Origin of the sequence: Ornithinimicrobium faecis (genome assembly GCF_023923225.1) — a bacterium.
In the GTDB taxonomy this organism is placed as follows: Bacteria; Actinomycetota; Actinomycetes; order Actinomycetales; family Dermatophilaceae; genus Ornithinicoccus; species Ornithinicoccus faecis.
In genome coordinates, this window is sequence record NZ_CP099489.1 from 1,192,742 (window position 1) to 1,212,926 (window position 20,185).

Genomic DNA, 20,185 nt, shown 5'->3' on the forward strand with positions numbered 1-20,185 from the left:
CTCCCGTGGGCGCCGAGTTCCGCTGGCTGGCTCTCGTCGCCGGGGTTGGCTCGGCGCTGTTTGGGGCCAGTCTCAGTTGGATCGTCGCGTTCGTGATGTATCGGGTGCAGCGTGACCGGGTCGGTTATGGCGACCCTCTGGTCGCGCCCTGGGTGGCGGTGTTCGTCATCGCGCTCACCCTCACGGTGGTCCTGGCCGTCAGTTGGTATGCGAATCTGCGGCTGGCTGAGCGTCGCTCGGCCCGCACGGCGCACGCCATGCGGCAACTGACCCAGCGCGCCGAGGAGTATGGCGCCGGCGGTTTCGCCCTGGAGCCGATCACCGAGTCGCTGGTCCCCTTCACCTCCGACATGGAGGAGATCGACACCCTCTCGCTGGTGCTGGACCGCAACCACCACGCGCTCATGCGGGCGTTGACCGCTGAGCGCTCCTTTGCCGCTGACGCCTCACATCAGTTGCGCACCCCCCTCGCGGCCCTGCTGCTCCGCCTGGAGGAGATCAGCGACGCTGAGGACCTGGAGTCCGTGCGGCACGAGGCCGAGGTCGCCATCGGACAGACCGAGCGGCTGGCCGGCGTCGTGGACGATCTGCTGCACCGCACCCGAGCCGGCCACAGCGACGGCGGCCGGTCGGTGTCCCTCGACACCGTCCTGACGCAGTTGCTCAAGGAGTGGGAGCCCGCGTTTGCCGGGACCGGGCGGGCGCTGCGCTCCTCGATCGAGCGGGGCATGATCGTGCGCTCCAGCGCGTCCGCGATCTCGCAGATCCTCAACACCCTGGTCGAGAACTCCCTGGCCCACGGTCAGGGCGACGTGCAGGTCAAGGCGCACCGCAGTGGTCCCTCGGCTGTCATCGAGGTGACCGACCAGGGGCCAGGCATCGCAGCCCATCTGGCCCGCGTCATCTTTGAGCGCGGCACCACCACCGGCACGGGCACAGGCCTGGGCCTGTCGGTGGCACGCGAGACCGCAGAGTCCTTCGGTGGTCGCCTCGAGCTCACCCAGGCCGAGCCGGCCATCTTCACGCTCTATGTGTCGATGTCGTCCTCGCGTTGAGCGCGGGTGGCGTGGTGGGTCAGGGGCTCTGGCGCACGCAGCCACGGGATCGCGCCGAGCAGGCAGATCGCCCCGGTCACCGCAAAGGCCGTTCCGAAACCGAACTGGTCGGCGACCAGGCCGACGAGGATCGGCCCCACGATCGCGCCGCTGTCCTGAGACATCTGAAAGGTCGACAGGACCGTGCCGCCGTTGTGGTCCTGACCGACGACGTCGGCCACCGCCGCCTGCTGGGCGGGGTTGACCAGGCCCGCCCCGACGCCCGCCGTGAGTGACAACACGAACAGCACCCCGAGCCCCAGGGTCGTGGACAGGACAGGGTGCAGGGCCAGACCGAGCAGCCCGAAGGAGACCCCCATGACCAGCAACCCGGAGAGCACCAGGGGGCGACGGCCCACGCTGTCGACCCAGCGACCGGACAGCTGCAGCGTCACCGCAGTGCCGACCGCGCTGGTGGCCAGGACCGCACCGGCGACCCAGGGGCGGTCGAGCACAGCGGCGGCCAGGAGCGGGAGCACCGCCATCCGGACCCCGAAGTTGGTCCAGCCGTTCGCCGCGCCCGACGCGAGCACCGCCCGATAGACCGGTGACCTCCACGCCTGGGTCAGCGTCATCGTGGGCCGAGCCTTCTGCTCCGGTGTCGGGCGCAGTCGTGCCCCACCCAGCCCGATGCCAACGACCAGGGCCGCGATGAACAGGGCCACGGCATACACGATGAACGGGGCCCGCATGCCCCAGCCGGCCAGCACCCCACCCAGCACCGGGCCAGCCATGCCACCGATCAGGAAGGCCGAGCCATAGGCCGAGGAGACCCGGCCACGCGCCGACGGCGGGGCCAGGCGGACCAGCAGCGCCATCGCCGAGACCGTGAACATCGTCGAGCCGATGCCGCCGAGCCCGCGGAACAGCAGGAGCTGGCCGTAGGACTGGGCGAAGGCTGTGGCCAGCGAGGAGAGGGCCACGATGATCAGGCCGATCAGATAGACCGGTCGCTCCCCGAGGCGCGAGACGAGCAGCCCGCCGGCCGGGGCAAAGACGAGGCGGAAGAAGGCGAAGGCAGACACGATGACCGAGGCGGCGGCGACCCCGACATCGAAGGAGCGGGCATAGGCAGGCAGCACCGGCGAGACGATGCCGAAGCCGATCGCAATGACGAAGGCGGCGCCGACCAGGATCCAGATCTCGTGGGGGATCCGCGGTCGTGGTGGCTGGCCGTGAACGGTGTCGCTCAGGGCGCACCCACCAGCTCGGCGAAGCGGCTCAGATCGATGTTGCCACCGGTGAGCACCACGCCGACCCGGGTGCCCGCCGTGTCCGGCACCGCGCCGGAGAGCACTGCGGCGAGCGCGAGTGCGCCGGTGGGCTCGATGACCTGTTTGAGGTCGGAGGCCAGCACCCGCATGGTCTGGACGAGCTCGTCATCGGTCGCGGTGACCAGGTCGGTGACGCCGTCGCGGATGATGGGGAAGGTCAGGTGGCCCAGGTGTGTGGTCTGCGCGCCGTCCGCCAGTGTGCGCGGGGTCTCGATCGTCACGATGCGGCCCGCTCGCAGGGACCGCACCCCGTCGTCACCGGCTGCTGGCTCGACGCCGTAGACCCGAGCCTGCGGAGCCAGCGCCCCGGCCGCGAGGATGCTGCCCGACAACAGCCCGCCACCACCCAACGGAGTGACGATCACGTCCAGCTCGCCGACGTCCTCGAGGAGCTCCATGACCGCGGTCCCCTGGCCGGCGATCACCTGCGGGTGGTCATAGGGCGGGATCACGCTCAGGCCCCGCTCGGCCGCCAGGGTGGTCGCGATCTGCTCGCGGTCCTGCGTGTAGCGGTCGTAGCGCACGACCTCGGCGCCGTAGCCCTGCGTCGCAGCGACCTTCTGTGCCGGGGCGTCGTGGGGCATCACGATCACCGCCCGGATCCCGAGCTCGCGGGCGGCCAGCGCGATCGCCTGGGCATGGTTGCCGGAGGAGAAGGCCACCACACCGGCACGCTGCTGCCCGGCGTCCAGGGCGGAGAGGGCGGTGATCGCCCCGCGGAACTTGAAGGCCCCGACGCGCTGCAGGTGCTCGGCCTTCAGGTGGATCTGACACCCGGCGAGCGCGTCCAGCCGACGGGAACGCAGCACCGGGGTGCGGTGTGCGTGCTGGGCCACGACGGCCGCAGCGGCCTCGACGTCCGGGAAGGTCGGCAGCGAGTCAGTGGGCACAGTCTCAGGCTAAGCCAGCGTCGGGCTAGGAGAGCGCCTCGCCCTTGAAGACATAGGTGCGGTAGGCCCAGAACCGGAACAGCGTGCCCAGCACCAGGCCCACGCCGTTGGCCGAGATGTTGTCGGCCAACTGGCTGTCCAGCCCCAGGACATAGCGCGAGAAGCCCAGGCACACCACGGCGATGCCGAGGCCGAGGATGTTGAACCACACGAACAGCAGGAACTCGTTGGCCACCGCCGTGGTCCGGCGGTGCCGGAAGGTCCAGTAGCGGTTGCCCAGCCAGGAGAAGATCGTCGCGATCGCCGTGGCCAGGATCTTGGCGCGCAGCGGGATGTCGTGCAGCGGACCCACTGCCTCGGCGCCGGGCAGGCCGAACACGAAGTAGTTATAGAGCGAGGTGTCGAGGATGAAGGCCAGCAGCCCGATCGTGCCGAACTTGGCGACCTCGCGGGCCAGCAGGTCATAGGCCCGCCGGATCCTGCCGACGAGCCCTGTGTCGCTCGTCGAACGGGATTGGGTCACGACCGGATTCTACGTGCGGCAGAGCCGAGAAGTTCCCCTCCCTCACGGCCACCATCCAACCCGGGCGATCAAGGTGCGTCGGAATGCCGTCGGCAGGTGCGGGACGGCTCATGCTCGCGGGTTAGGGTGACGAACGTGACCGAGGCACCTGGACCATTGCGCGCAGAGGGCGGCTTTCCAGTCGTCGGGATCATCGGCGGGGGCCAACTGGCGCGCATGTCGCAGCAGCCCGCGATCGCCCTCTCCCTAACCCTCTCCATCCTGGCCGAGTCGCCGACCGCGTCGGCCGCGCTCGTCGTGCCGCACGCCCCGGTCGGCGACCACACCGACTTGGAGGCGGTGCGCGCGTTTGCCCGCGACGTCGACGTGGTGACCTTCGACCACGAGCACGTCCCGTCGGAGGTGATCTCTGCGGTGATCGCCGACGGTGTCCCGGTTCACCCGGGTCCCGAGGCGCTGCTGCACGCCCAGGACAAGATCGTCATGCGCCGCAGGCTCACCGAGCTCGGCATCCCCTGCCCCCGCTGGACCGCCGCGACCACGGAGGCGGAGGTCACGGCCTTCGGCGACGAGGTGGGGTGGCCGATCATCGCCAAGACCCCCAGGGGCGGGTATGACGGCAAGGGGGTCCGGCGGATCAGCTCGGCCCAGGAGGTGGCTGACTGGGTTGACGTGGTCGGCCAGGAGGGCCCGATGCGCGAGGGCGTCCTGCTGGAGGAGGCCGTCGCCTTCACCCGCGAGCTCGCCGTCATGGTGGCCCGCAGCCCCAGCGGCCAGGCCGCGACCTGGCCGACGGTGGAGACGGTGCAGACCAACAGCATCTGCACGGAGGTGCTGGCCCCCGCGCCCGACCTGGACGACGACCTCGCCGCCACCATCGCCGAGGCGGCGCTCACCATCGCCGGTGAGCTGGGCGTGACCGGGGTCATGGCCGTCGAGCTTTTCGAGGTGACCGACGGGGAGACCGGTGCCTCGGCATACCTGGTCAATGAGCTGGCGATGCGGCCGCACAACTCCGGGCACTGGACCATCGACGGTGCCGTGACCAGCCAGTTCGAGCAGCACCTGCGGGCCGTGCTGGACCTGCCGCTGGGCGACCCGTCCGCGCGGCAGAAGTGGACGGTCATGGCCAACGTGCTCGGCGGGGAGCACCCGGATCTCTATCCGACCTATCGGCACCTGATGGCGCGCGACCCCGGGCTGAAGATCCACCTCTATGGCAAGGGCGTGCGCCCCGGCCGCAAGCTCGGGCACGTCACCGTCACCGGCGACGGCGACCTCGAGGCGCTGCGTGAGCGCGCCCGGCACGCCGCCGACTATCTGCAGGGAGTCATCGATGAGTGAGCGCGCCGACTCAGGACGACCGGTCGTTGGACTGGTCATGGGCAGCGACAGCGACTGGCCGGTCATGGAGGCCGCGGCCCAGGTGCTCGAGGAGTTCGGCGTGGCCTTTGAGGCCGACGTCGTCTCCGCGCACCGGATGCCGGCGGAGATGATCGACTATGGCGCCACCGCCGAGGAGCGCGGGCTGCGAGTGATCATCGCCGGGGCCGGGGGAGCGGCACACCTGCCCGGCATGCTCGCGTCGGTGACCGTGCTGCCGGTGATCGGCGTGCCTGTGCCGCTGAAACACCTGGACGGCATGGACTCGCTGCTTTCCATCGTGCAGATGCCCGGCGGCATCCCCGTCGCGACCGTCTCTGTTGCCGGCGCCAAGAACGCCGGTCTGCTCGCCGTGCGGATGCTCGGAGCCGGGGACGGGGACGAGGCGACGCGCCTGCGGGAGGCGCTGTCGGCATACGCCTCGCAGTTGCGCGACCAGGCCCACGCCAAGGGCGAGCGGCTCCGCCAACAGTTCTGACCCCCCCCCGCAAAAAGATAAAGGTCTCGCACGCCCACCCCGGCTTTTGATAAAGGTCTCGCACGCTCGCTGGCGCCGGTCGCGCACGCAACAGAAGGCCGGCACCGTCTATAGCTGTGGCGTGGGCCCGGCCTTCAATGAGGGCTGCACGAATCAGCTGGTCGCATGGCGAGTCCGGTCCGCAGATCTATGCCTGGGTCGTGCGAGACAGCACGGCCGCCGCGTCGCTGGAGAAGCCGATGGCGGGCATGATCCCGGCTCAGGTCTATCGCGTGTCCGAGCTTGACGTCTCGATCGCGGTCGCGGTCGGCATACTCTCGCGGTCCATCGGCCCGCCTGGGGTGGGTGTACGAAACCTCTATCAAAAGCCGGGCTGGGCGTGCGAAACCTCTATCAAAATGGGGAGGGACCTGCACAGTGGCTCGGAAAATGGGGGCACTACGATCGGGGCATGTCGACCCCGCCCAGTGCTGACCAGCTGCCCCTGGCCCCCGACGGTGGGCCGTCCCAGGAGGACTGGGAGAGTTCTGTCGCCGCGGTGCTGCGCAAGAGCGGCCGACTCACCGGTGACGACCCCGACTCCGCGGCGTGGAGCACCCTGACGCGCACCACGCTCGACGGCATCCCGGTGCTGCCGCTGGGCACCCCCGAGACCTCTGCCGAGCTGCCCGACCCGGGACTGCCGGGCCAGGCGCCGTTCACCCGGGGCGCCACCGCCACCCGCCCCTTCGGAGCCTGGGACATCCGGGCACGGTTCGAGGACCCCGACGCAGAGCTCACGGCACAGCACGTCACCGAGGACCTGGAGAACGGCGTCAACTCCTTGTGGCTCGTGGTCGGCGAGGGCGGCATCGCCATCGAGGACCTGGGCACGGTGCTGGAGCCGGTCCTGCTCGACCTCGCCCCGGTCATCCTCGACGCGCCAGAGCGCCCTGTTCTGGCCGCCTCGGAGTTCGTGCGCCACCTGGTCCACAAGGGGGTCAAGCCCGCCGCTGGCACCAACCTGGGCGCCAACCCGATCGGCCACCGCGACAAGCGTCCGATGGCCAAGGAAGTGGTCCGCGACGTCGCCGACCTCGCCGTGCGCGAGGGCCTCAAGGCGATCATGGTCGACGGCACCGCCGTGCACGATCGCGGCGGCTCCGACGTCCAGGAACTGGCCTACACGATCGCGGCGGGGGTCGAATATTTGCGCCTGCTCGCCCAGGCCGGCCACGACGCCAACACAGCGGCCGGGCTCATCGAGTTCCGTTATGCCGCAACAGCGGAGCAGTTCCCGACGATCGCCAAGTTCCGGGCCGCCCGCCGACTCTGGGCCCGCGTCCTCGAGCTCAGCCACGTCGAGCCAGAGCTGCGCGGCCAGTCCCAGCACGCCGTCACCTCACGGCCGATGATGACGCGCTATGACCCCTATGTGAACATGCTGCGCACCACCGTCGCCGCGTTCTCCGCCGGCGTCGGGGGAGCAGCCTCCGTGACGGTGCTGCCCTTCGATGAGGCGCTGGGTCTGCCCGAGTCGTTCAGCCGTCGCATCGCCCGCAACACTTCCAGCCTGCTGGCCTCAGAGGCGCACATCGCCGAGGTCACCGACCCGGCCGGCGGATCGCACGCCGTTGAGCGCCTGACCGAGGACCTGGCTGCCGCAGCCTGGGAGATGTTCACCCAGGTCGAGGAGCGCGGCGGTCTGATCCACGACCTCAAGGACGGCAGCTGGGATCAGGCGATCACCGAGGTCGTCACCTCGCGCCGGGAGCAGGTGGCGACGCGGGCACGTCCCATCACCGGCCTCAGCGAGTTCCCGCAGGTGGCCGAGACGCTCCCGCAGCGCCGGGCCTATGCGGTCCCGCGTGAGGTGGTCCGCAACGGCGCCGACTTTGAGGCCCTGCGCGACCAACCCGCACCGACCCCGATCTTCGTGGCCACGATGGGCACCGTCGCGCAGCACACCGCCCGCGCCACCTTCCTGACCAACCTGCTCACGGCCGGAGGCATCACCGCCCGCACCGTCGGTGCCACCAGCGGCGTCGAGGAGGTCCTCGCGGCCTACAACAGCGAGGCCGTCGTCGCGCTCGCCGGCACAGACAAGGTGTATGCCGAGTGGGGACCTGATCTGGTCGCTGCCCTCCGCGAGGCGGGGGCCCAGCACGTCGTGCTCGCTGGCCGGCCGGTCGAGGGCCTGGACGTCGACGACAACGCGGCCATGGGCCTGGACGCCCTGGCCTTCCTGCACCGCACCCGAGAGCGACTCGCGATCGATTCCCGTGTCGATCCCGGTGCCGCGACGAGCCCGGAGGTCACCCCGTGACGAACATCCCGAAGTCTTTCGCCGGCTTCCCCCTCAACGGTGACCAGCCCGCCCAACCCGACCACTCCGCATACGAGCGGGCCGTGGCCGACACCGAGCCGTGGGCCGCCCCCGAGGGGATTGACGTGCTGCCGCTCTACACCGCCAAGGACCTGGCGGGGCTGGACGCGCTGGACACCTACCCCGGCATCGCGCCCTTCCTGCGCGGGCCCTATCCGGCGATGTATGCCACCCAGCCGTGGACGATCCGCCAGTACGCAGGGTTCTCCACCGCAGAGGAGTCCAACGCCTTCTATCGTCGCAACCTGGCCGCCGGGCAGAAGGGCCTGTCGGTGGCCTTCGACCTCGCCACCCACCGCGGCTATGACTCCGACCACTCGCGGGTGCGCGGCGACGTCGGCATGGCCGGGGTGGCGATCGACTCGATCTATGACACCCGCACGCTCTTCGACGGCATCCCGCTGGACCAGATGAGCGTGTCGATGACGATGAACGGCGCGGTGCTGCCGGTGCTCGCGCTCTATATCGTCGCCGCGGAGGAGCAGGGGGTCGCCCCCGAGCAGCTGTCCGGGACCATCCAGAACGACATCCTCAAAGAGTTCATGGTCCGCAACACCTACATCTATCCGCCGGCGCCGTCGATGCGGATCATCAGCGACATCTTCAGCTTCACTGCCGCGAAGATGCCGCGCTTCAACTCGATCTCGATCTCTGGCTATCACATCCAGGAGGCCGGGGCCACGAACGATCTGGAGCTGGCCTACACGCTGGCCGACGGCGTCGAATACATCCGAGCCGGCCTGGACGCCGGGCTCGACATCGACGCCTTCGCGCCGCGGCTGTCCTTCTTCTGGGCGATCGGGATGAACTTCTTTATGGAGGTCGCCAAGATGCGCGCGGCCCGGGCGCTGTGGAGCCGGCTCGTCAACGACTTCAACCCGCAGAACCCCAAGTCGCGCTCGCTGCGCACGCACAGCCAGACCTCCGGGTGGTCCCTGACGGCGCAGGATGTCTACAACAACGTGGGGCGCACCGCGATCGAGGCGATGGCCGCGACCCAGGGCCACACCCAGAGCCTGCACACCAACGCCCTGGACGAGGCGATCGCGCTGCCGACCGACTTCTCCGCGCGCATCGCCCGCAACACCCAGCTGCTCATCCAGCAGGAGACCGGGACCACCGAGATCATCGATCCGTGGGGCGGTTCCTACTACGTCGAGCGCCTCACCCACGACCTGGCTGCCCGCGCCTGGGGCCACATCCAGGAGGTCGAGGCGGCCGGCGGCATGACCAAGGCCATCGAGGAGGGGCTGCCCAAGATGCGCATCGAGGAGGCGGCCGCGCGCACCCAGGCGCGGATCGACTCCGGCCAGCAGGCGGTCATCGGCGTCAACACCTTTCAGGTGGCCGACGAGGAGCCCTTTGAGGTGCTCAAGGTGGACAACAACGCGGTGTATGCCGCTCAGCTGGCCAAGCTGGAGAGGTTGCGTTCCGAGCGGGACCAGTCCGAGGTGGACTCGGCGCTGCACGCGCTGCGCGCGAGCGCCGAGAAGGGTGGTGGCAAGGACGGCTCGCTGGAGGGCAACCTGTTGGCGCTGTCCGTGGACGCGGCCGGTGCCAAGGCCACGGTCGGGGAGATCTCGCTCGCGCTGGAGCAGGCCTATGGGCGGCACCGGGCCGTGATCCGTACGATCTCAGGGGTGTATCGCCAGGAGGCCGGTGGAGCCGGCAACGTCGAGCAGGTCGTCGCCGCGACCGAGAAGTTCGAGGCCGCCGAGGGGCGCCGCCCGCGCATCCTGGTCGCCAAGATGGGCCAGGACGGGCACGACCGCGGGCAGAAGGTCATCGTCACCGCGTTTGCCGACATGGGCTTCGACGTCGACGTAGGCCCGCTGTTCTCCACGCCGGAGGAGGTCGCCCAGCAGGCCGTCGACGCCGACGTGCACATGGTCGGGGTCTCCTCGCTGGCCGCGGGTCACCTGACCCTGCTGCCCGCCCTGCGTGAGGCCCTGGCCGAGCAGGGCCGCGAGGACATCATGGTCGTCATCGGCGGGGTCATCCCGCCCGATGACGTCGCGACGCTGCGCGAGATGGGGGCAGCCGACGTCTTCCTGCCGGGCACGGTCATCGCCGACAGCGCGCTGTCGCTGCTCGAGCGGCTGAACGCCAACCTCGGGCACTGATGGCCATCGACCCGGCGGCGCTGGCCGAGGGAGTGCTGGCGGGCAACCGCACGGCGCTGGCCCGCGCCATCACGCTCGTGGAGTCCAGCCGCCCGGACCACCGGGTGGCCGCCCGCGAGCTGCTCGCCGAGCTCACCCCGCACGCCGGGGGAGCGGTGCGGGTCGGCATCTCCGGGGTGCCCGGGGTCGGCAAGTCCACCTTCATCGAGGCGCTGGGCACCTGGCTGATCGGTGAGGGCAAGCGGGTTGGCGTGCTCGCGGTCGACCCGTCCAGCGTCCGGACCGGGGGCTCGGTCCTGGGGGACAAGACCAGGATGGCTGACCTGTCAGCCAGCCCCTCGGCATACATCCGTCCCTCGCCGAGCGCCGGCACCCTTGGTGGGGTGGCCCGGGCCACCGCGCAGTCGATCACGGTGCTGGAGGCGGCGGGGTTTGATGTGGTGCTGGTGGAGACCGTCGGGGTGGGGCAGTCCGAGGTGACGGTCGCTGGGATGGTCGACACGTTCTTGTTCCTGACGATCGCGCGCACGGGTGACCAGTTGCAGGGCATCAAGAAGGGCATCCTGGAGCTGGCCGACGTGGTCGCGGTCAACAAGGCAGATGGGGACCGGGTGCGCGAGGCCGAGATCACCGCCAAGGATCTGGCCGGCACGTTCCGGTTGGTCTATGCGGGCACGCAGTCGTGGGTGCCGCCGGTGCTGACGTGCTCGGCCGTGGAGGGGAGCGGCATCGAGAAGGTGTGGCAGCGGGTGCTGCGGCACCGGGCGTTTCTCGGCGACCGGGGCCTGGCCGACAAGCGGGCCGACCAGCAGTTGGAGTTCACCTGGTCACTGGTGCGTGACGAGCTGGCTGCCCGGCTGGCTGCCGACGCCGAGGTCAAACGCGTGCGCGGCGAGGTGCGTGAGCGCGTGATTGCCGGTGAGTTGACCGCGGTGGCTGCCGCGGACCTGATCCTGGCGGCCTACGACCGGGGTTGAGCGCTTGATGGCTAGTGCTTGAAGCCTGCCCGCAGCCAGTGCTTTCCGGGACCACGTCATCGCATCCCTGACTGGGCAATCAGGCTCTTCACAAAGCAGGGTGTGACTGGTGTCGCTCGTTTGGCTGGTGGGTCGGCGTCTCGCGGGAATGAATAACGGAACTCCCGGTAGGAAAGGGATCTCCACATAAGCCGGCCCTGCCACCAATGGAGCTCCGTTGCTTCCGAGTTTGCCGCGCCTTACCCGGTGTCTGGACCGGTAGATCCGTTTCCTGCTGCCCATCTGGGCGAGCTGACGCGCATCGTGTCCTTTGATGTGGACGACGCGACGATCAGCGCTGCGGAAGCGACGCATCCCCAGGCCGCAGCCAACTCAACTGGTTCAGCCCGGCGCTGCGGGATACCTCAGCCTTGTGCGCTGGCTCCCGATCGGCTCTTCACATCACCCGTATGGGAGAGACTTCGATTCGCGCGAACTATTCTGGCACACCAGAGGACACCAGCCGCTACCAGCGGGACGGCGACCCACAATGCTCCGTACGCCCCGGAGTTCGCTGCACCGCTCCAGTCCGTAGCGACGACGGCGGCTCCGCCGACCAGGCCACTCGCAGCAGCCGCCGCGAACAAGGCCGGTCCTTGATCCGCTCGAGTGCCGTCGCCCAGCATCGCGACAGCCAGAAGGAGACCGCCGAGCACGTAGATCACAAGAAAGGTGTGAGTGGCTGGTCCCGACGGCATGAACGTCCCAGCATCCCAGTTCAGCACGGCTACCCCTAAGGCCACCGCCACCATGGTGGCCCCCCGTAGCACGTTGCGGCTCATGGTTGATCCTCCTCGCAACTCGTACGCATTCTCAACAGTACTTTCCTGGGCGGTACGCACAGTAGGAACTTGTGCAGCACCGGTTTATTGCCAGGCAGATCGGACAGTATGCGATTGCACATGCAAGGCACATCCACTTAGGAGGACTGCACGCGAGGGTACACGGCGCGCAACAGTTGAAAATGCAACTCAAACTCCACACGCTGCACTTGCATGTGTAGCAGTACGTAGATCCGCATTGACTACTCCGGGTGCAGGCTTTGGCGGTGGGCACGTGAAGGATGCCATCCTCTTCGCCAACCATCAACCGAACCTGGACTTCGCCTGGGTCGCCGCCAACTGGCACCTCCTCGACGCGCAGCAACTTTGTCGACGTCCTCTCAGGCCCTTGGCCGGGACTGAGTCGGTAGAATGCAACAGCATCACCCTCGCGTTGGTATGACAACGCAACGAGCTCGTCACCTCGCGCCGTTCGGTGCCGGACTCCCAAGAAAGCGGCACTTTTTTCGGCGCTCTGATAGGCCCACGCTGCACCCCTTAGGTCGAGTGCGCCGAGATGGTCGTGCTGCGCCCCGTGCGCCAGAATACTCGGCAGGTCGGACGCAACCGCCGACGACATCAACGCTCGCGCTTCCGACTGGGAGATTTCCTCGCTGCTGACTATGTCTAGGTCGACCAGCCACCCGCGATCTTCGCTGTTTTCGTTCACGCTTTGCTCAGATGCTGGAGGGCGCGCTGCAAGAAGTCCAACTACCGCGATAGCGCCACCAACGCCTCTGACGAATTGCGAACGATTGAGCGTCGGTGATACCGGAGCCTGACGCCGTTGCGTGCCGAGGGCCACGGAGACGGCCCATACTTGGGAAGGTCGCAAGTATCTGCTGAGCATTACCCCAAGCCGTACCCCCGTGAACACGCGTGCGGGCGCGTTACCCTTCACAACTACTAAGGTGGGCACCCACGGCGCCTCGGGTCCAAACTTATGCTGCCGCCACCCTGTCATCTCGGCGGAAGAAAGGCTCACCACCTCTAGCCGCCCACCTGCTGCTTGTCGCACCGATTCAGCCAGACCGGAACAAGATCCACATCCCGCATCAAAACCGAGAATCAATCGGGGTTCCATGACAACTCCCTTGTTGTTGTCTCGCAGGCTACGCCCGGCAACAGGGTGGGGCAACCCCAGGCTTTAGGTGCGGGCAGGCCCGAAGCTATCGCCGAGGTCGTGGTCGCGAAGCTGGACTTTCGCGGCTCTTCGCAGTTGAGGGTGTAGTTGGGGTGGGCGCGTCGATGCCGGGATGAGTGTCGAGGTCTTCCGATGATGGAGGTTCCTACACGCCCCATCCGGAAGACCTCGACGTGCCTGACGCTACCTTCACGACTGTCGCCTGCCGTGAGCATGGGACCGCTCTGAGCGGTTTCTGCCAGGTTCATGCGACCGCCTGGATTGCCAGTTATGGGACCACCCGGCGTGCCTTGCCGGTGGGTTCTCGGTTCGCTCGTTGGATCAGCGTGTCAGCGTCGCCGAGACGGAGGTCTACGAGCGGTGGGATTCAGGGAGGTCAGCGTGATTGAAGTCAAGGAAGTGCTGCGTGGCTGGCTCGATGGGGCCGGGTTACGCACGCTCGCCGAGCGGGCGGGGGTGGACCGCAAGACCGCTCGGCGGTACGTGGCTGCTGCCCAGGAGGCCGTGCTGGCCAGGTCCGCTGGTCTGGGCGCGGTTGACGACGAGCTCATCGCCGCGGTCGTGTCGGCGGTGCGTCCGGTCCGCCCGAACGGGCACGGCCCGGCGTGGGAGGCACTGTTGGGGTTCGAGGAGCAGATCCGGGGCTGGGTCGCCGGGCGAGGACGCGGACGCCAAGCCGTTGTCGATCGTGAAGATCGAGGAGTTGCTGGCCCGGCAGGGGTGCGTGGTGCCGTATCGCACGTTGCACCGCTTCGCTACCGAGCGGTGCGGGTACCGGGTCAAAGAGACCACTGTCCGGGTCAACGACGGCGAGCCGGGCGCCGAGCTGCGAATCGACTTCGGTCACATGGGCTACTTGACCGACCCGGAGGACGGGCGGCGACGCAAGGTCCATGCGTTGATCTTCACCGCCGCCTACTCACGGCACATGTACGTGTGGTTGAGCTACTCCCAAACCCTGGCCGTGGTCATCGCCGGCTGCCAAAGCGCCTGGGTCTTCTTCGGCGGGGTCTTCAAGGTCCTGATCCCCGACAACCTCAAACCGGTCGTGACCGACGCCGACCCGGTCAACCCGCGCCTGTCCACCGGCTGGTTGGACTACGCCCAGCATGCCGGGTTCGTCACCGACCCCGCCCGAGTCCGGTCACCGAAGGACAAACCCCGCGTCGAGCGGGAGGTGCAGTACGTGCGCGGCAACTTCTGGGCAGGGGAGACCTTTACCGACCTAGCTGATGCTCAAGCAAAGGTAGAGGTCCGGTGCACGCAGCGGGCTGGGATGCGGATCCACGGCAGCACCCCAGGCCCGACCCGTCGAGGTCTTCACCGCCGACGAGGCACCGTTGCTGCTGGCGGTCCCGGCCACTTATGACGTCCCGATCTTCACCACCGTGAAGGTCCACCGCGACGTCCACGTCGAAGTCGCCAAGGCGTTGTACTCCGTGCCCGGCCAGTTCCTGGGCCTGCACCTCGATGCCCGCGCGGACAGTGAGCTGGTCAAGCTCTACCACCGCGGGCAGCTGGTCAAGACCCACCCCCGGCAGGCTCCAGGCAGGCGCTCCACCGACCGGGCGACCTGCCCGAGCACAAGGCCGGGTACGCCCTGCGTGACCTGCAGTCCCTCATCGGGGCCTGCGCCGCACACGGGGAGAGCGTCGGCATCTACGCCGAACGGATCCTGGACGACCCTCTGCCCTGGGCCAGGATGCGCACCGTCTACCGGCTGCTGGGAGTGGTGCGCCGCTACGGCCCCGAACCCGTCGAGGCCGCGTGCTCCAAGGCACTGGACCTCGACGTCGTCTCGGTCACCAAGATCGCCTCCATGCTGGCCCGCGCCACCGAGAAAACCACCACCGACCTACCCCCCACCGGCACCACCACCGGCCACTTCGCCTGGCAATCAGCTGAATTTGCCACCACGACGACGACAGCCAGTACTGGGACCGCCCCAGCCACCGAAGGGACCACCACAGCCAGTGCTGGGACCACCACAGCCAGTGGTGGGACCGCCCAGCTGACCCTCATCCACGGCGGCGCTCAGGGCGCCGACGACCTGAGCGAACAGGAGCCCACGCCATGACCGCGAGCACCAAGACCCGAGCAGCCCACCAGCCAGTACTGCAGGACCAGTCGACCCGATCGGGGCCGACCTGACCGATATCCTGCGCACCCTCAAACTCGGCGGGCTCAAGGACACCCTGCCCGAACGTCTCGCCCTGGCCCGTCAACGCACGATGGGCCACGCCGCGTTCTTGGAGCTGCTCCTGGCCGATAAGGTCACCCGCCGCGAATCCCGATCGGCGACACTGCGCGCGGCTAAAGCCGGGCCCGACCCGACCATGCGGATCGAAACCTGGCAAGACCACCAGGACCTGACCTACGACCGGATGCTGTTCTCTGAGCTGACCACCCTGGCGTTCGCCGAGGCTGGCACCGGCGTACTGATCCTCGGATCGGCAGGGGTCGGTAAAACACACCTGGCCACCGCGCTAGGACACACCGCCATCCAATGCCGGATGAGCACCGCCTTCTACCGCGCCGACAAACTCTTCACCCGGCCACGCGCGGCCCGCCTGGACAACACCCTCGAGGCTGAGATCCGCGCCTGACCTCCGTGGACCTGCTCATCATCGACGACTTCGCCCTGCGGTCCCTGGACGCCACCCAAACCAACGACTTCTACGAGATCGTCGTCGAACGCCACCGGCGCGCCCCCACCATCTGGGTATCCAACCGCGAAGCCTCCGAATGGCTATCCATGACCACCGACACACTGCCCGCCCAATCCGCCATCGACCGACTCACCTCCGGAGCGCACACCCTCGTCGTCGAAGGCCCCTCCCACCGCCAACGCGGGCGTGTCCCCGTTGACACCACCACGAAGGTCGACCATGCTCGCTAACACATCCAGGTGGTCCCATGCTCGTGGCAACAAGGTGGTCCCATCACGCTGGCAAGCGACAATCAGCCTGGGCCATAAAGGACGGGTTCCAGGGGCTCTTCTGGGCAGACTTTGCGCCAGAAGTCTTTCGCGCTTTCCCACCGCCCAGTTGCAACATCGTCGAGCAGTGCTTCGTCGGAACCTTCCCGAACTGAGTAGGCTGGCTCGTCTGCGAGGCTGGCGTCAATGAAAGTCTGCCGCGTAGGGGGAGGATTTGGCTCGTAGCCCTTCTCAGCGAGACACGGAATCGTCACACTGACCCAGTGGTCGTAGAGGATTCCGTACTGTTCTCCTGTCCAGGGGGCGGTGTACTTCTCGTCCAGCGGGTACTGCATGTGACACAGTGCTGACGTCTCGTTGAATGCTTGTTCTTGATCGAGAGGGATAGAGATATTGATCTGTCCTTCGGAACTCAGCTCAGCAGGCCAACCAGCGTCCTCAAGGCACCTCTGGACGGCGATCATCTGCTCCTCCGGGTTGACGGGTCTGATCGGGGTAGCAGAAGCTGTCACCCCCATGTCACGCGCGTATTGCTCCTCTTGCGAGAGGTTTTCATCGACGTGGTCTGGCGAACCGTGAGTGTCGATCTCCGCTGACCCACTGCACGCCACGAGTGAGGCCGGTGTCAGCAGTGCAACTATTGCGGCCGAAGGGTTGGTGTAATCCGACGCTGGCCGTTCGCTGCTGGAATCGCGTGGTCTTCTGCGCGCGGTCCAGGCCGCCACAGGCCAGCTCGTTGACCACTTCATCGAGACCCATGTGACGTTCCTGCCGCAGTCGCTCGGCCGCTGCGGCGACCTCGGGATCGAGTCGCACTGTCGTGTCGTTCTCACACCCACAAGTTAGCGTCGTAGATGCGCAATTCAATGCATCTGTGATGCGGCGTGTGCTGCCAGAGCTCAACTCCTGAGCGTAATCATTGCTTCAGCGCTCTCGCCTCCGACTCCGGCACGTGTCCGGCTTCTACCTGACTCACCGCCGGATGGTGGGTAGAAGGCGTGCACGTGCCAGCCTGCAGATCAGCCGGTGCGGTCCGAACCTCCCCAAGAGTGGTGATGACGCGGTCCGAATCTCCCTAGAAATGATGGAGCACCGACCTGCGGTAACCTGTGGGCATGCGCTGCGTGACGCTCCTTCTTATGCAGCCGCGCTGAGCACGACACGAGCCGGCGCGGCTGACCCCTCCTGTGTGAGGGGCTTTTTTGTGTCAGGACGCAGGAGCACGAGCAGCACGCACACCGAGGTCGAGGGACGAGATGACTGACAGCACGAGCGAGCAGACGCCACACCGTTACACCGCGGCGCTGGCCAACCAGATCGAGGACGCCTGGCAGGAGCGTTGGGAGACCGAAGGGACCTTCCACTCGGCCAACCCGGCTGGGCCGTGGGCCGAGCCGGGCGACCCGCGTCTCGAGCGCGGCCACGTGATGGTGATGGACATGTTCCCCTACCCCTCGGGGTCGGGCCTGCACGTCGGCCACCCGCTGGGCTTCATCGCCACCGACGTCTTCAGCCGCTATCAGCGCACCACCGGGCGCAATGTGTTGCACACCATGGGTTTTGACGCCTTTGGCCTGCCGGCCGAGCAGTATGCCGTGCAGACCGGTCAGCACCCGCGCACCACGACTGAGGCCAACATGGTCACCTATCGCCGCCAGCTGCGGTCGTTGGGCATGGGGCATGAGCAGCGCCGTTCAATCGAGACCATCGACCCCGACTTCTATCGCTGGACCCAGTGGATCTTCCTGCAGATCTTCAACAGTTGGTATGACGAGGCAGCGGTCCGCGCGGACGGCCAGTTGGGTGCGGCCCGGCCGATCAGCGAACTGGTGGCCCAGTTCGAGTCCGGTGAGCGGCAGACCCCGACCGGTCAGCCGTGGGCGCAGCTGTCCCCGACTGAGCGCGCGGGCGTGCTGGCTGAGCACCGGCTGGCCTATGTCTCCTCGGCGCCGGTCAACTGGTGCCCCGGGCTGGGCACGGTGCTGTCCAACGAGGAGGTCACCAACGAGGGCAAGTCCGAGCGCGGTGACTTCCCGGTCTTCAAGCGCAACCTGAGCCAGTGGAAGATGCGGATCACGGCCTATGCCGACCGGCTGATCGATGACCTGGACCGGCTGGACTGGCCCGAGAAGATCAAGATCCAGCAGCGCAACTGGATCGGTCGCAGCCAGGGCGCCAATGTCGCCTTCCCCGTGGTCGGCCACGACGAGGCGATCACGGTCTTCACCACCCGTCCGGACACGATCTTCGGCGCCACCTTCATGGTGCTGGCCCCCGAGCACCCGCTGCTGGAGCACATCGTCCCCGAGTCGCACCGCGCCGACGTCGCGGGCTACCGCCGCTCCGCCTCGACCAAGTCCGACCTGGAGCGCCAGGCCGACACCAAGACCAAGACCGGTGTCTTCACCGGTGCCCACGCGATCAACCCGGCCACCGGAGAAGCCATCCAGGTCTGGGTCGCCGACTACGTCCTGATGGGCTACGGCACCGGTGCGATCATGGCCGTCCCCGGACAGGACGCTCGAGACTGGGCCTTCGCCACGGCATACGACCTGCCGATCGTGCGCACCGTCCAACCGACGGAGGGCCACCCCGAGGACGAGGCCTTCACCGGCGATGGGCCGGCGATCAACTCGGCCAACGACGAGATCGACCTGAACGGGCAGTCGGTCGAGGAGGCCAAGGCCACCATCATCGACTGGCTGGCCGACCGGGGCCTGGGCGAGGGGACGATCACCTACCGGCTGCGCGACTGGCTGTTCAGCCGGCAGCGCTACTGGGGCGAGCCGTTCCCGATCGTCTGGGACGAGGACGGCGTCGCGCACGCGCTGCCCGATGACCAGTTGCCGCTGACACTGCCGGACGTGCCGGACTACAGCCCGCGCACCTTCGACCCGCAAGACGCCGACTCGATGCCGGAGGCGCCGTTGGCGCGGGCCAACGAGTGGGTGCACGTCGAGTTGGACCTGGGGGACGGGCCGAAGCGCTATCGCCGGGACACCAACACGATGCCCAACTGGGCCGGGTCGTGCTGGTATCACCTGCGCTATCAGGACCCGGAGAACACGAAGCTGCCGGTCGACCCCGGGGTCGAGGCCTACTGGACCGGCCCGCGCGAGCAGCCGGTCGCCGGTGCACCTGAGGGCTCACGCGACCCCGGTGGCGTCGACCTGTACATCGGTGGTGCCGAGCACGCGGTGCTGCACCTGCTGTATTCGCGGTTCTGGCACAAGGCGCTGTTTGACCTGGGCTATGTCAGCAGCGAGGAGCCGTTCCGCCGGTTGATCAACCAGGGCATGGTCGAGGCCTACGTTTATCGTGACCACCGGGGCCAGCCGGTCCCGGCGACGGAGGTCGAGGAGTCCATCGAGGAGACGGGCGAGCCGACCTACACCTGGAACGGTCAACCCGTGACCAAGGAACACGGCAAGATGGGCAAGTCCCTGAAGAACGTCGTCACGCCGGATGAGATGCGGGCGCAGTATGGCTCGGACACCTTCCGGGTCTATGAGATGTCGATGGGGCCGCTGGAGCAGTATCGCCCCTGGGAGACCCGGGCGGTCGTGGGGAGCCAGCGCTTCCTGCAACGCCTGTGGCGCAACGTGATTGACGAGGAGACCGGTGAGGTCACCGTCACCGACGACGCGCTGGACGAGGCGACTGCACGCTTCCTGGCGCGCACCGCCGACGGCGTCAAGACCGACTTCGAGCACCTGCGGGTCAACACGGCCGTCGCCAAGATGATCGAGTTCAACAACCACCTGACCAAGCTGGACCGGGTGCCACGCGCCGCGGTCGAGCCGCTGATCCAGATGGTCGCGCCGGTCGCGCCGCACCTGGGTGAGGAGCTGTGGTCGCGGCTGGGGCACGCCGAGTCGCTGGCCTATGAGCCGTTCCCGCAGGCCGACCCGGCGCTGCTGGTCGAGGACACCGTGACCTGCGTCGTGCAGATCAAGGGCAAGGTCCGAGACCGCCTGGAGGTGGCCCCCGACATCAGCGAGGACGACCTGCGGGCGCTGGCACTAGGCTCCGAACGGATCAAGGAACTGATCGGTGACGGCGAGTTGCGCACGGTGATCGTGCGGGCCCCCAAGTTGGTCAACATCGTCCCTGCCTGAGCTGACTGAGAGACTGGC

Annotated in this window: 17 protein-coding genes and 1 pseudogene; 13 read left to right on the plus strand and 5 right to left on the minus strand. The window is 67.9% G+C overall.

Annotation, left to right across the window (positions count from 1 at the left end; translation table 11 throughout):
• Positions 1 to 5 precede the first annotated feature (5 nt).
• On the plus strand, positions 6 to 1,055 hold the full coding sequence (locus tag NF556_RS05610) for a sensor histidine kinase (RefSeq protein ID WP_252594507.1): 1,050 nt from the start codon (positions 6 to 8) through the stop codon (positions 1,053 to 1,055).
• Here the strand turns inward: NF556_RS05610 and NF556_RS05615 are convergent.
• Genes NF556_RS05615 through NF556_RS05625 form a run of 3 tightly spaced genes read right to left on the minus strand, consistent with a single transcriptional unit; the run spans position 1,028 to position 3,781 of the window.
• Entirely contained in the window at positions 1,028 to 2,287 is a 1,260-nt protein-coding gene (locus NF556_RS05615) for an MFS transporter (protein WP_252595727.1), read from the minus strand. The genes NF556_RS05610 and NF556_RS05615 overlap by 28 nt on opposite strands.
• Positions 2,284 to 3,258: a threo-3-hydroxy-L-aspartate ammonia-lyase gene (locus NF556_RS05620; RefSeq protein ID WP_252594508.1), complete on the minus strand. Its 975-nt coding sequence runs from the start codon at positions 3,256 to 3,258 to the stop codon at positions 2,284 to 2,286. Before NF556_RS05620 ends, NF556_RS05615 begins: the two co-directional genes overlap by 4 nt.
• A gap of 25 nt (positions 3,259 to 3,283) precedes the next feature.
• A complete protein-coding gene (locus tag NF556_RS05625) occupies positions 3,284 to 3,781 on the minus strand; it encodes a GtrA family protein (protein WP_252594509.1) in 498 nt (165 codons plus the stop codon).
• A 135-nt stretch (positions 3,782 to 3,916) separates the two neighbouring features.
• Between NF556_RS05625 and NF556_RS05630 the strand changes: the two genes are divergently transcribed.
• The 5 genes from NF556_RS05630 to meaB all read left to right on the plus strand — a co-directional run bounded on the left by NF556_RS05630 (position 3,917) and on the right by meaB (position 11,107).
• Positions 3,917 to 5,125, plus strand: coding sequence for a 5-(carboxyamino)imidazole ribonucleotide synthase (locus NF556_RS05630; RefSeq protein ID WP_252594510.1), 1,209 nt, complete (start codon positions 3,917 to 3,919; stop codon positions 5,123 to 5,125).
• Complete coding sequence (gene purE, locus NF556_RS05635) at positions 5,118 to 5,642, plus strand: 5-(carboxyamino)imidazole ribonucleotide mutase (protein ID WP_252594511.1); 525 nt, start codon at positions 5,118 to 5,120, stop codon at positions 5,640 to 5,642. The genes NF556_RS05630 and purE overlap by 8 nt, the downstream gene beginning before the upstream one ends.
• A 451-nt stretch (positions 5,643 to 6,093) precedes the next feature.
• Entirely contained in the window at positions 6,094 to 7,947 is a 1,854-nt protein-coding gene (locus NF556_RS05640; RefSeq protein ID WP_252594512.1) for a methylmalonyl-CoA mutase family protein, read from the plus strand.
• Positions 7,944 to 10,130, plus strand: coding sequence for a methylmalonyl-CoA mutase (gene scpA / locus NF556_RS05645; protein ID WP_345780141.1), 2,187 nt, complete (start codon positions 7,944 to 7,946; stop codon positions 10,128 to 10,130). Before NF556_RS05640 ends, scpA begins: the two co-directional genes overlap by 4 nt.
• Complete coding sequence (gene meaB / locus NF556_RS05650) at positions 10,130 to 11,107, plus strand: methylmalonyl Co-A mutase-associated GTPase MeaB (RefSeq protein WP_252594513.1); 978 nt, start codon at positions 10,130 to 10,132, stop codon at positions 11,105 to 11,107. Before scpA ends, meaB begins: the two co-directional genes overlap by 1 nt.
• 404 nt (positions 11,108 to 11,511) lie before the next feature.
• Here meaB and NF556_RS05655 read toward each other — a convergent pair whose 3' ends face one another.
• Positions 11,512 to 11,928, minus strand: a complete 417-nt coding sequence (locus NF556_RS05655) for a hypothetical protein (protein ID WP_252594514.1) — start codon at positions 11,926 to 11,928, stop codon at positions 11,512 to 11,514.
• Positions 11,929 to 12,202: 274 nt separating this feature from the next.
• Between NF556_RS05655 and NF556_RS05660 the strand changes: the two genes are divergently transcribed.
• From NF556_RS05660 to NF556_RS05680, 6 genes and pseudogenes are all read left to right on the plus strand, one after another.
• The gene (locus tag NF556_RS05660; RefSeq protein WP_252594515.1) at positions 12,203 to 12,370 is read left to right on the plus strand and encodes a hypothetical protein; all 168 of its coding nucleotides are present in this window, start codon (positions 12,203 to 12,205) and stop codon (positions 12,368 to 12,370) included.
• Positions 12,371 to 13,790: 1,420 nt separating this feature from the next.
• The gene (locus NF556_RS05665; RefSeq protein WP_252594516.1) at positions 13,791 to 14,480 is read left to right on the plus strand and encodes a hypothetical protein; all 690 of its coding nucleotides are present in this window, start codon (positions 13,791 to 13,793) and stop codon (positions 14,478 to 14,480) included.
• 19 nt (positions 14,481 to 14,499) lie between these two features.
• Positions 14,500 to 14,595: pseudogene (locus NF556_RS21515) on the plus strand (hypothetical protein); the annotation flags it as partial.
• A 218-nt stretch (positions 14,596 to 14,813) separates the two neighbouring features.
• The gene (locus NF556_RS05670) at positions 14,814 to 15,188 is read left to right on the plus strand and encodes a hypothetical protein (protein ID WP_252594517.1); all 375 of its coding nucleotides are present in this window, start codon (positions 14,814 to 14,816) and stop codon (positions 15,186 to 15,188) included.
• Between the two features lie 136 nt (positions 15,189 to 15,324).
• Positions 15,325 to 15,717 carry an ATP-binding protein gene (locus tag NF556_RS05675; protein ID WP_252595729.1) on the plus strand — a complete coding sequence of 131 codons (393 nt, stop codon included), beginning with the start codon at positions 15,325 to 15,327 and terminating at the stop codon, positions 15,715 to 15,717.
• Positions 15,718 to 15,722: 5 nt separating this feature from the next.
• Positions 15,723 to 16,010: an ATP-binding protein gene (locus NF556_RS05680; RefSeq protein ID WP_252594518.1), complete on the plus strand. Its 288-nt coding sequence runs from the start codon at positions 15,723 to 15,725 to the stop codon at positions 16,008 to 16,010.
• A 62-nt stretch (positions 16,011 to 16,072) separates the two neighbouring features.
• On the opposite strand, the gene NF556_RS05685 is transcribed toward NF556_RS05680, so the two are convergent.
• Positions 16,073 to 16,513 (minus strand): hypothetical protein, encoded by a 441-nt coding sequence (locus NF556_RS05685; protein WP_252594519.1) that lies wholly within the window; start codon positions 16,511 to 16,513, stop codon positions 16,073 to 16,075.
• A 792-nt stretch (positions 16,514 to 17,305) separates the two neighbouring features.
• Here NF556_RS05685 and leuS point away from each other — a divergent pair.
• Positions 17,306 to 20,167 carry a leucine--tRNA ligase gene (gene leuS / locus NF556_RS05690; RefSeq protein ID WP_252594520.1) on the plus strand — a complete coding sequence of 954 codons (2,862 nt, stop codon included), beginning with the start codon at positions 17,306 to 17,308 and terminating at the stop codon, positions 20,165 to 20,167.
• Positions 20,168 to 20,185 lie beyond the last annotated feature (18 nt).

What these genes read in the sequence shown, in the direction of transcription:
- NF556_RS05685 (WP_252594519.1), bottom strand. Translation starts at nt 16,513, where the DNA reads ATGATCGCCGTCCAGAGGTGCCTTGAGGACGCTGGTTGGCCTGCTGAG.
- leuS (WP_252594520.1), top strand. Translation starts at nt 17,306, where the DNA reads ATGACTGACAGCACGAGCGAGCAGACGCCACACCGTTACACCGCGGCG.
- purE (WP_252594511.1), top strand. Translation starts at nt 5,118, where the DNA reads ATGAGTGAGCGCGCCGACTCAGGACGACCGGTCGTTGGACTGGTCATG.
- NF556_RS05655 (WP_252594514.1), bottom strand. Translation starts at nt 11,928, where the DNA reads ATGAGCCGCAACGTGCTACGGGGGGCCACCATGGTGGCGGTGGCCTTA.
- NF556_RS05670 (WP_252594517.1), top strand. Translation starts at nt 14,814, where the DNA reads ATGCGCACCGTCTACCGGCTGCTGGGAGTGGTGCGCCGCTACGGCCCC.
- meaB (WP_252594513.1), top strand. Translation starts at nt 10,130, where the DNA reads ATGGCCATCGACCCGGCGGCGCTGGCCGAGGGAGTGCTGGCGGGCAAC.
- NF556_RS05640 (WP_252594512.1), top strand. Translation starts at nt 6,094, where the DNA reads ATGTCGACCCCGCCCAGTGCTGACCAGCTGCCCCTGGCCCCCGACGGT.